General features: G+C 39.5%; 10 protein-coding genes. 7 read left to right on the top strand and 3 right to left on the bottom strand.

What is annotated here, in order from left to right; all coding sequences use genetic code 11:
* The first annotated feature begins 65 nt into the window (after nucleotides 1–65).
* The 5 genes from CXF89_RS19480 (at nucleotide 66) to CXF89_RS19460 (ending at nucleotide 5,454) form a co-directional block, all read left to right on the top strand.
* Nucleotides 66–551 (top strand): chemotaxis protein CheW, encoded by a 486-nt coding sequence (locus CXF89_RS19480; protein ID WP_007584959.1) that lies wholly within the window; start codon nucleotides 66–68, stop codon nucleotides 549–551.
* Between the two features lie 45 nt (nucleotides 552–596).
* The gene (locus CXF89_RS19475; RefSeq protein ID WP_010554953.1) at nucleotides 597–2,903 is read left to right on the top strand and encodes a methyl-accepting chemotaxis protein; all 2,307 of its coding nucleotides are present in this window, start codon (nucleotides 597–599) and stop codon (nucleotides 2,901–2,903) included.
* Nucleotides 2,904–2,982: 79 nt separating this feature from the next.
* Complete coding sequence (locus tag CXF89_RS19470; protein ID WP_024608681.1) at nucleotides 2,983–3,813, top strand: CheR family methyltransferase; 831 nt, start codon at nucleotides 2,983–2,985, stop codon at nucleotides 3,811–3,813.
* Nucleotides 3,797–4,414, top strand: coding sequence for a chemoreceptor glutamine deamidase CheD (gene cheD, locus CXF89_RS19465; protein ID WP_039489124.1), 618 nt, complete (start codon nucleotides 3,797–3,799; stop codon nucleotides 4,412–4,414). The genes CXF89_RS19470 and cheD overlap by 17 nt, the downstream gene beginning before the upstream one ends.
* An 8-nt stretch (nucleotides 4,415–4,422) precedes the next feature.
* Complete coding sequence (locus tag CXF89_RS19460; protein ID WP_101216093.1) at nucleotides 4,423–5,454, top strand: protein-glutamate methylesterase/protein-glutamine glutaminase; 1,032 nt, start codon at nucleotides 4,423–4,425, stop codon at nucleotides 5,452–5,454.
* Here the strand turns inward: CXF89_RS19460 and CXF89_RS19455 are convergent.
* Nucleotides 5,444–6,481, bottom strand: a complete 1,038-nt coding sequence (locus CXF89_RS19455; protein ID WP_121955520.1) for a polysaccharide deacetylase family protein — start codon at nucleotides 6,479–6,481, stop codon at nucleotides 5,444–5,446. The two genes, CXF89_RS19460 and CXF89_RS19455, sit on opposite strands and share 11 nt — an antisense overlap.
* Before the next feature lie 42 nt (nucleotides 6,482–6,523).
* On the opposite strand from CXF89_RS19455, the gene CXF89_RS19450 reads away from it, so the two are divergent.
* Nucleotides 6,524–7,795, top strand: coding sequence for an MATE family efflux transporter (locus tag CXF89_RS19450; protein ID WP_076925853.1), 1,272 nt, complete (start codon nucleotides 6,524–6,526; stop codon nucleotides 7,793–7,795).
* 13 nt (nucleotides 7,796–7,808) lie between these two features.
* Here CXF89_RS19450 and CXF89_RS19445 read toward each other — a convergent pair whose 3' ends face one another.
* Entirely contained in the window at nucleotides 7,809–8,078 is a 270-nt protein-coding gene (locus tag CXF89_RS19445) for a hypothetical protein (protein WP_002959572.1), read from the bottom strand.
* A 9-nt stretch (nucleotides 8,079–8,087) separates the two neighbouring features.
* A complete protein-coding gene (gene nfuA / locus CXF89_RS19440) occupies nucleotides 8,088–8,663 on the bottom strand; it encodes a Fe-S biogenesis protein NfuA (RefSeq protein WP_002959571.1) in 576 nt (191 codons plus the stop codon).
* A gap of 146 nt (nucleotides 8,664–8,809) precedes the next feature.
* Here nfuA and CXF89_RS19435 point away from each other — a divergent pair, with 146 nt between their 5' ends.
* Entirely contained in the window at nucleotides 8,810–11,359 is a 2,550-nt protein-coding gene (locus CXF89_RS19435) for a M14 family zinc carboxypeptidase (RefSeq protein ID WP_121955519.1), read from the top strand.
* Nucleotides 11,360–11,373: the final 14 nt, after the last annotated feature.

Genomic DNA, 11,373 nt, shown 5'->3' with positions numbered 1-11,373 from the left:
TCAGGTTTAAAAAAACCAGGTAGCCAAGAATTAACGATTGAAACGCAAGCCACTTTGGAGGCGTTATGAGCTCAGAGCAAAGCCAGTTAAGTAATCAATTAAATCTTCAGCAACAGCAAGGTGTAAAACAGTTTTTAACTTTTATTATGGCTGATGAAGAATACGGCGTTGATATTTTAACAGTACAAGAAATTCGCAGTTGGGAAGAAATTACAGTACTGCCCAATGCGCCTGAATTTGTAAAAGGCGTTATTAATTTACGTGGAACAATAGTGCCAATTATTGATTTACGGTTGCGCTTTGGATTACCAAGTGTCGACTATGGGCCATTAACGGTGGTTATCGTTGTCAAAATAGAATTTGAACTAGGTAGTAAAATTATAGGTGTTGCTGTTGATGCCGTTTCTGATGTTTACAGTATTGCGGAGCAAGATGCGAAAGCGGTTCCTAGTTTATCTGAATCGAATAATTGTGAATATGTAGCTGGGTTGGTGAATGTTGGTGAAAAAATGGTAGCGCTAATTGACCTGCAAAAAACAATGAATATTTAGCAAACAGAAACTAAATGAATAATAAACTTAAAGGTGGTGATGAGCATGGGATGGTTTAGTAATCCAAAGCAGTCAAAATCAAGTAATGATTTAATTGTAGACGCATTGAATAAATCATTAGCGGTGATTGAGTTTGAACCTAACGGAAAAATAATTACTGCAAATATGAATTTTCTAAACGCGATGGGCTATCGCCTTGAAGAGGTTCAAGGCCAGCATCACTCTATGTTTGTTGACCCAGATGAAGCTCAGGGCAACGATTATAAGAACTTTTGGCAACGCCTGCGTAATGGCGAGTTTATCTCAGATGAGTTTAAGCGTAATGCAAAAGGTGGAGCTGAGGTATGGATCCAAGCAACTTATAACCCAATTGTTGATGAGCAAGGGCAAGTATTAAAAGTAGTTAAGTTTGCCACCGACGTGACCGAGCAAAAGTTAATAGCAGCAGAAGCTTCAGGGCAAATTAGTGCTATAAGTAAATCTCAAGCGGTTATCGAGTTTAATTTAGATGGCACTATTATTGATGCCAATGATAACTTTTTAAATGCACTTGGTTATCAACTTAGCGAGATTAAAGGTCAGCACCATAGGCTTTTTATTGAACCCGAACATGCAAATAGTATCGAATATAAAGAATTTTGGGCCAAACTAGGTCGTGGTGAATTTGATTCAGGGGAATATTTAAGAATAGGGAAGCAGGGTCAGGAGGTTTGGATTCAAGCATCTTATAACCCAATTTATGATATGAACGGCAAGCCGTTTAAAGTGATTAAATACGCATCTGATATTACTGAACAAAAAGAGCTTGAAAAAGCATCTCGTAAAGCAGCCGATTTAGCAAATGCGCTTAAAGTTTGCCAAGCGAACGTAATGATTGCTGATGAAGACCTTAATATAGTATTTGTGAACGATCGTGTTCAGCAAATGCTAAAAGTCCGCGAAAAAGAATTACAAACTGTATTACCAAGCTTTTCTGTTGATAATTTAATTGGCACCTGTGTTGATGATTTTCATAAGCACCCTAATCATCAGCGCGATTTATTAAAAAATCTCGATAAGCCTCATAAAGCCGAATTACTTTTAGCGGGTGTCACTTTCACCTTGATTGCTTCACCTTGGATTAGCCAAGATGGAAAGCATTTAGGCACCATTGTTGAGTGGGAAGATAGGACCAATGAGGTTGCGCTTGAAAAAGAAATAGCCGAACTTATTAGCGCTGCTGGTAATGGCGAATTAGATACAAGAGTCGCGGAAGAAGGCAAGGAAGGATTCTTTTTACGTTTGGCTCAAGGGCTAAATAGCTTAGTTAAAATAGTTGATGATGCAGTTGCTGACACGGGCAGTATGCTCGATGCGATGGCAAATGGTGATTTATCAAAACGAGTTGAAAAAGAATATAAAGGCTCATTTGATAAACTCAAACGCGATGCTAATGCTACGGCAGATAAGTTAACGGAAGTGATTAATCGCATAAATTCATCGGCAACGCTTGTAGCCAGTGGTGCAGAGGAAATCTCTCAAGGTAATGCTGATTTAAGCCAACGTACAGAAGAGCAAGCTTCGTCACTTGAAGAAACAGCGTCGAGCATGGAAGAGATGACTAGCACCGTTCGCCAAAATGCTGATAACGCAAAAGTGGCAAACGATTTAGCAGAAGAAACATGCGAAAAGGCGATTCAAGGTGGTGAGGTTGTAAATAGAGCAGTTACGAGCATGTCGGCAATTAATGAGTCGAGCAAGAAAATTGCAGATATTATTGGTGTCATTGACGAAATAGCATTTCAAACTAACTTATTAGCGCTTAATGCTGCAGTAGAGGCTGCAAGGGCTGGTGAACAAGGTCGAGGCTTTGCGGTTGTTGCAGGTGAAGTTCGTAATTTAGCACAGCGCTCTGCAGGCGCAGCGAAAGAAATTAAAGAGTTAATAAGAGATAGTGTAGGCAAAGTAGCTGATGGCTCTCAATTAGTTAATGAGTCGGGCGCTACACTTAAAGAGATTGTTGTGTCGGTGCAAAGAGTGACGCAAATGATTTCTGATATTACAGAGGCATCTGAAGAACAAAGTGCGGGTATTGAACAAGTTAATACCGCAATCTCACAAATGGACGAAATGACGCAACAAAATGCCGCCTTAGTAGAGCAAGCCTCTGCCGCTGGCGAGTCTATGGCTGAGCAAGCTAATGAGATGCGCCAACTACTTAACTTTTTCTCAATAGGTCAGCAAGAGATGGCGATGATTTCGCCGACTATGCGCACACCTAAATTATCTCATAAGTCGCAAAGCAGTTTTGTAAGTAATAAACCCAGAGGTGATAACTTTGTAGACTCTGCTGATGAATGGGAAGAATTTTAACAACCAATCTTCTTATATACCTCGCTGAATACATAATCACAGCGAGGTATTATTTGGCAGGCTAAATTGAGAGCGAACAATGAAAGAGTTTTTGTGTACCGACCGCGACTTTAAAGAAATTGCCAGTTTAGTTTATAGCGCATGTGGAATTGTATTAGGTGAGCATAAGCGAGAGATGGTTTATTCACGCTTAGCAAGACGTATTAGAGAGCGAAAACTAACTGACTTTAAAGCCTATTTAGAGTATTTAAATAGCCATAAAGATCAGGAGTTTGATGCCTTTATTAATGCAATAACAACTAACTTAACGTCTTTTTTTCGTGAAATACACCACTTTGAATTTATAAAATCTGAGCTTGTACCTGCTCTCTTAAAGGCAAATAAAAATAGTAAGCGAGTAAGAATCTGGTCTGCAGGTTGCTCAACAGGAGAAGAGCCTTACAGTTTGGCGATGACTTTAAATAATGCATTTCCAAGCAATTGGGATGTAAAAATACTAGCAACCGATTTAGATTCTAATGTATTGGCAAAAGCACAAAAGGGTATTTACACCGCAGCGAATGTTAACGGCTTAGATGACGTGCAACTTAAGCGTTGGTTTTTAAAAAGTAAAGACGGTGAAAACTATAAAGTTAAAGATAGACTAAAAGAGTCTATTTCATTCAAGCGTTTAAACTTATTGCAAGATTGGCCAATGAAAGGATCATTTGATCTTATTTTATGTCGTAATGTTGTTATTTACTTTGATAAAGAAACAAAAGATCAGCTTTTTAAACGTTACGCCAATATATTAAATGAACAAGGTTATTTGTTTTTAGGTCACTCAGAAAGTATGGGAAAAGAGCATGCGCAATTTAAAAATTTAGGGAAAACTATGTACGAAAAGGGACAAAATGCACGCAGAGTTTAGGCCGGTATTACCTAACTTTGAACATATTAAACGATATTGGGACTCGGGCCGAGGTAGCGTTGTTGCTAAAGTGCTTCCGGGTGAGTTTTATGTTTCTAAAAATAATGAGCTGATCTCTACAGTTCTGGGTTCGTGTATTGCGGCTTGTGTTTACGATGAAGTACTAGGGATTGGGGGCATGAATCACTTTATGTTACCAATTCAAAAGGGAGTAGAACTTAAGAATGCGCATAGTTTAAGTTGTCGGTACGGTAATTGGGCTATGGAGTATCTTATAAACGAAGTTTTAAAAAATGGTGCGTCTCGCTGTAACCTAAAAGTAAAACTTTTTGGTGGGGGTAAAATTATTAGTGCGATGACTGATATAGGGCTGGGTAATATTAGTTTTGCAGCGGCGTATATTAAAGAAGAGGCATTAAATCTAGTTGCCCACGATATGGGTGGACCATGGCCACGAAAAATATTTTTTCATCCGAACACCGGTAAAGTTCATATGAAAAAACTTAAAAACCTACATAATAATACGATTGAAAAACGCGAAGTCCGTTACTTACAAAACCTTAAAAAGCAAGAAGTAGTAACTGATATAGAGCTGTTTTAGGAGTATGCATGATTAAAGTATTAATAATTGACGACTCCCCCTTAATTAGGCGTTTACTCACTGAAATATTACAGCAAGCTAAAGATATTACGGTAGTGGGGAGCGCTGAGGATCCCTACGAAGCTCGCGAAATGATAAAAAAGTTAAATCCTGATGTATTAACGCTCGACGTAGAAATGCCAAAAATGGATGGCATTAGTTTTTTAAAAAACTTAATGCGATTAAGACCAATGCCAGTAGTGATGATTTCAACACTGACCCAAAAAGGCTCTCCTATTACACTCGAGGCACTCGAATTAGGGGCTATTGATTTTATAGCTAAGCCTACTAACAACGTAGGAGAGCAATTGAGTCAATATGCATCACTTGTTCAACAAAAGGTGCGAATAGCTGCTGGAGCAAGAGTAAGAAGCTATAAAAAAACGGTCGTCACAAATGAGCCTATTAATACCCATTCTCAATTTTTACTTAATAAAGTAATTGCGATAGGTGCTTCCACGGGGGGTACTGAGGCTATCAAAGAAGTACTTATTAAAATGCCACAAAATTGCCCGCCCATTGTAATTACTCAGCATATTCCTCCTGTGTTTAGCGCCTCATTTGCAGAGCGAATGAATCGTACATGCACGATAAATGTGAAAGAGGCTGAACATGGCGATAAGCTTAGCACTGGCTGGGCTTATATAGCACCAGGTGGTTTTCATTTAAGTATTAAAAAGCGAGGTGTTAGCTTGTATTGCCAGCTTGATGATGGCGAGCCGGTCAACAGACATAAACCTGCGGTAGATGTGCTGTTTAACTCATTAGTTGAGACAGGAGCTAAAAACGTAGTTGCAGCCATACTAACAGGGATGGGGAGTGATGGCGCAAAAGGGTTACTTGCACTAAAACAAAACGGTGCGTATACCTTGGCTCAAGATGAGTACTCATCGGTGGTATGGGGTATGCCTAAGGCTGCCGCTGAGTTAAATGCAGCGGACGAGATAGTTGCGCTGGATAAAATAACCCAGCGACTATTACATCAGGCAGTTAAGGTTTAGGCGCTTCAATTACCCAAGGCTGCGAAAACCAAAAGTAATCACCAGGGCTTGAAATAGAAGGGGCCGTGCAATTAAAACGAGAACGCCCTTTATTAAGCACCTTTGGTGAGGTTATTTCGACTGTATTTTTATTTACCCATTTTAAATCTGCTTGGCCTACGCTTGATACGTAACAGGCAAATTGGCTTTTATGAAAATCACCCATTTTAAATTCAATTGTGAGCGTGGGTGGATTTTGTTGTGTAACGCTATCTTGATAAGTTAAATTGGTGATATTAAACGCGCGTGAGTTAAGCTTAGTAATAAGAGTTTCTAGTTTGCTGTAAAAGCCTGATGCAGGAAAACGCGGTAAGCGGCTAAAATTAGAGTCTTTATTTACAGCGCCGGAGTGCTGACCAATACCCACAAAACCAAGCTCTGTCACAAGTGCTTGCAGCTCGTTATTAAACTCACCATACGGGTATGCTAAGTATTTATAGTCGTGGCCTATTTCTTCTTTTATACGCTTTTGAGAGCTAAGAATATCTTGCTTAATACGTGATTGCCATTGTGCATCGGTTTCGTTTTCAAGCTTAAGGTGTAAGTAATCATGTTGTCCGCTATGATTGGCTATTAATGCCCCTTTTTTAGATAATTCTTTGAGCTTATCCCACCCCATTACGTAGCTCATGCCCTCGTCTATTAATTTAGGATTTACAAAGATAGTGTACGGGTAGCCAAACTTTTCTAAAATAGGCGCCGCTTGTTCATAGTTATTGTTATAACCATCATCAAAGGTGATGGCGACAGTTTTATCAGGTAAGGTTTCACCTTGCTGAAGTGCGCTTATTAAGTCATTAAGAGGAATAACGTTAAAGTTGTGCTCTTTTAAATAGCTCAAATGTTTAGTGAATGTATTGGCGCTAACGCTCGTTACAGCGGGTAGGGTTTCACTAACATGATGATACTGTAAAATAACGGCTGCTTGAGCCCGCACAGATATACTAATGAGGATAAATAATACTAAATGAAACAATTTCTTATACATAATAAGGCACACCATAAAAGCTTGCTGTTGTTAGCGGGTCCGATGATACTATCAAATATCACAGTGCCGTTGTTAGGAATTGTTGATACTGCTGTAATTGGGCACTTAGGAAGCGCTCATTACTTAGCGGGTATTGCCCTCGGCTCTGCAGTTATATCTATTTTATTTTGGCTTGCTGGTTTTTTAAGAATGAGCACCACAGGACTCGTGGCACAAGCGTACGGAAAAAACGATTTAACCCAACTTGCCGCTTTACTTAAACGAAGCCTATTACTTGCAAGCGCAGTGGCTTTGCTATTAATTGTGTTATCCCCATTAATAAAGCACGCTATTGCTTATCTCTCCGCCGCCAATGGCGATGTACTCACCCAAGCATATCAGTATTTCAGCATTCGTATTTTTAGTGCTCCAGCAGCATTATGTAATTTAGTGTTATTGGGTTGGATGCTTGGCGTGCATTATGGTCGAGGACCATTTTATTTATTACTCGTCACTAATATCGTTAATATAGTGCTCGATATTTATTTTGTGGTTTATTTAGATTGGGCAGTTGCAGGCGCTGCTTGGGCTTCACTTATTGCTGATTATACGGCTTTAGTATTTGCACTGTTTTTAGTGGTTAAATTAGCTAAAAAGCAAGGTATTGAACTAAATGTACCGAATTGGCTAAGTATTAGCAAAATGGCTGAATTATTGAGTTTGAATAGAGATATATTTATTCGCTCTTTGATACTGCAATTATGTTTTAGTTTTATGACATTCTACGCAGCGCGAATTGGCGAAACTACACTCGCCGCTAATGCTGTTTTACTTAACTTTCTAATGTTGGTGAGTTTTGCTCTTGATGGCGTTGCTTACGCATCTGAGGCAAAAGTAGGACAAGCTAAAGGCCAAGGAAGTGTTAAAAATATAGAACTATGGGTTAAAATAAGTGTATTTTGGGGCATGCTTTTTGGCGTGTTATATAGCGCTTTTTTTGCATTATTTGGCAGCACTATAATAAAGCTTTTAACCAATGTGCCAGAGGTTATTCAAGAGGCAACTCACTATTTGCCATGGCTAATAGTATTGCCTATTTTGGCCATGAGCTGCTTTTTGTTTGATGGTGTTTTTGTTGGACTCACAAGAGCAAAGAACATGCGTAACAGTATGATACTTTCCGCTGGAGTTGGTTTTTTTGGTGTGTTTTTGGTGTTTATAGACTGGGAAAATAATGGGTTATGGCTGGCTATGAGCTGCTTTATGTTAATGCGCGGGGTTACATTAATCATTAAATATTACCACTTAAAAATAAATAATCAGCTATTAGATTAAATAAATGAATGGTTTATTTCCAGAGATCGGGGTCGTGGTGTTTAGGGCCCATATCTTTTAAAACTTGTGAAAAACGATTGGCAAAAATACCGCAGTAGCCCCAACCGGCAAAAAATAATGCGGGGAGTAAAATTATAACGCCAATTATTTGTAAGCTGTAGTGAGTGTAATACCCAATAGATATGAATATCACGGCTAGCACAAACAGTGCTAAGCCGCGAAAAAAGCGCTTTAAGCTCAGCTTAGGGTTGCTCCCTAAGCGATAGATAAGCTGCTTTAGCATTTAAAAGGCCTAATAGTAAGAGTGATCGCCCGCTTCGTGCTCTGTTATATCAGCAACACCGGTGATTTCTTCAAACTTAGCTATCATTTCTTTTTCAATGCCTTCTTTTAGCGTTACATCGATCATAGAACAACCGTTACAACCACCACCAAACTGAAGTATAGCTATACCTGCAGCTGTAATTTCAACAAGGCTTACTTGACCACCGTGGTTAGCAAGTTGTGGATTTACTTCGGTTTCTAGCATGTGCTGTACACGTTCGTTTAACGATGCATCATCACCTATTTTACGCGCCTTTGCATTTGGTGCTTTTAGCGTTAACTGAGTACCCATTTTGTCGGTAACAAAATCGATTTCAGCTTCTTCTAAAAATGGAGCACTTTCTGCATCTACAACGGCATCAAAACCGTTAAAGTTTAGGCGAATATCGCTCGCTTCTACAGCGTCTTCTGGACAATAAGACACACCACATTCCGCTTGTGATGAACCAGGGTTTACAACAAACACACGAATATTGGTTTGTTGTGATTGATCTGCTAATAGTTTAGCAAAATGCGCTTGCGCTGTTTCGGAAATAGAAATCATAAAACCATCTATACTTGACTAAATTACTCGGATACTGCGTATCATACTCCGCTCATCGTGTTGCGGCTAGTGTTGAGCGTAAAAAGTTGGCATCTATTTTAAGCAATGGTAGCGTGCAAACAACGAACATTTTTTGAGTGATTTATATGCGTTTGGTATTAACATTAATGGTGGTGTTGCTTAGCTTTTCAAGTGTAGCTAAGCCACTTTCGTATTATTTTGAACAAGATGTAAAATTTGACCCTTCAATTCCTACTCCTGAGCAAGTACTCGGTTACGAAGTAGGAGAGTGGCACGTGAGACACGATCAGCTCGTACGTTATATGGAAATACTTGCTGATAAAAGCGACCGTATAAATTTTGAGGTGATTGGCCGCACGCATGAACAACGCCCGTTAGTAATGCTAACAATTACTGCTGCTGATAAGTTATCAAACATAGAGCAGACACGGCAAGCCCACTTAGCACGCTTAAGTAATAACAGTGGTAAGGCACAAGACGATCCTGCCGTTGTATGGATGGGGTACAGTGTTCATGGTAATGAGTCATCAGGTAGTAACTCATCTTTGCTGGTGGCATATTACTTAGCTGCTGCACAAGGTACTGAAATAGATGAGCTATTAAATAACACGGTTATTTTACTCGACCCTTCACTTAATCCTGACGGGCTTGCTCGTTTTGCTAATTGGGCCAACAGTAACCGAGGCATGAACTTATCAAGTGACCCTAAAACCCGTGAGCATGTTGAAAACTGGCCAAGTAGCCGTACTAACCATTACTGGTTTGATTTAAATCGTGACTGGTTATTACTACAACATCCTGAATCGCGCGCGCGTATTGCCAAATTTCATCAGTGGAAACCAAATGTCTTAACCGATTTTCATGAAATGGGGCCTAATAGCAGTTACTTTTTTCAACCAGGTATTCCAAGCCGTAAACACCCAATAACACCGGATGAAAATGTAACTTTAACCAAAGCGATTGCTAACTATCACGCAAAAACGTTAGATAAAAACAACGCACTGTACTTTACCGAAGAAAGCTTTGATGACTTCTATTACGGTAAAGGTTCAACCTATCCTGATGTAAATGGTGGTGTCGGTATTTTATTTGAGCAAGCCAGCTCTCGCGGACATGTGCAAGAAACCATAAACGGTACACTGACTTTTCCTTTTACTATTAAAAATCAACTGTTAACGAGTTTATCTACCTTTAAGGCAGCAGTTGATAACCGCCAAGCATTACTTGATTACCAGGCTAAGTTTTACAATCAAGCTACTGATTTAGCCAGCGATGAAAGCTTTGAAGGTTATGTTGTTGAAGGTGCAAGCGACAACACCCGTATTATGCACTTTTTAGAATTGTTAAAGCAGCATCAAATTAACGCTTACCCACTTACTAAATCATTAAAAGCAGATGGTAAGAATTTCAGTAGGCATAGCTACTTTGTACCATTAGCGCAGCCACAATACCGTTTGGTAAAAGCGGTTTTTAGTGAGCAAAAAAACTTTACTGATAATACTTTTTACGATGTATCAGGCTGGACATTAGCGCATGCGTTTAATCTGCCATTTTCTAAAGTGAAAAGTAGCTGGGGATTAAAGGTTGCTGATAAAGCATGGGAAAAAGTACTAACCCCATCATTTGCTTCACTCACCGAGGGCTATGCTTTTGGTTTTTCGTGGGATGATTATTTAGCACCTAAAATGTTAAATAGCTTATTACAGCAAGGTATAAAAGCACGTGTAGCGCTAAAAGCGTTAACGGCTAAATCAACATCAGGAGAAATTAATTTTAAACCTGGAAGTATTATTATACCGGCAGGATTACAAACAAATACAGATTGGATTACTCTGCTAAATAAAGCACAAAATGAGTTTGGTATTGCAATTAAACCAATTACATCAGGCTTAACAAGTAAAGGAGCCGATTTAGGGTCGCGATCAATGGCGGTTGTTAGTGCTCCAAAAGTACTGCTTATTGGCGGGCTAGGCGCAAGCCAGTACGAAGTAGGCGAAGTATGGTATTACCTAGATCGTTTTGTAGGTGTTGCACCAACAATTGTTGAAATGAACCGCTTAAGCTCACTCGAATTAAGTGACTACAGCCATATTGTGCTTGCTCATGGCAATTACAATAGCTTATCTGATACCGACAAAGTGGCTATCAAAAGCTGGGTAAGAAAAGGCGGCGTTATTTGGGGTCACAAAGGCGGCGCTAAATTTTTAGCAGATCAGCAATTACTCAAAGCAAGCTACCTATCACGACAAGATGTAGCGAGTGCATTTAATACGACAGGTTTAAGTTATGGTGATAAAGATCATTTAGCAGGGCGTCAGCGCATTGCAGGTGCCATTTTTAATACTAATGTAGACTTAACACACCCGCTTACATTTTCACTTAATCGCAATACATTGCCCGTATTCAAAAACAGTACTTGGTTGCTAGAAGCTTCCGATGCTCCGTTCGTAAATATACTTACCTACACTAAAAATCCATTATTGGCAGGCTTTACCGATGCCGTTAATGTTGAGCAAGTTGCTGGCGGCGCAGGCTTAATTGCTCACTCATACGGGCGAGGTACAGTAATAGGCATGACCGATGACCCTGTATTTAGAGGTTACTGGTATGGGACTAGTCGACTACTAAGCAACGCTTTATTTTTTGGCCATACGTTTCGTGCAAATGGCGAATAATACTAATTCGCTTA

Origin of the sequence: Pseudoalteromonas sp. MelDa3, assembly GCF_002863625.1 — a bacterium.
Classification (GTDB): domain Bacteria; phylum Pseudomonadota; class Gammaproteobacteria; order Enterobacterales; family Alteromonadaceae; genus Pseudoalteromonas; species Pseudoalteromonas arctica.
The sequence above is the reverse complement of the archived record's forward strand: the minus strand, read 5'-3'. Positions and strand labels throughout refer to the sequence as shown.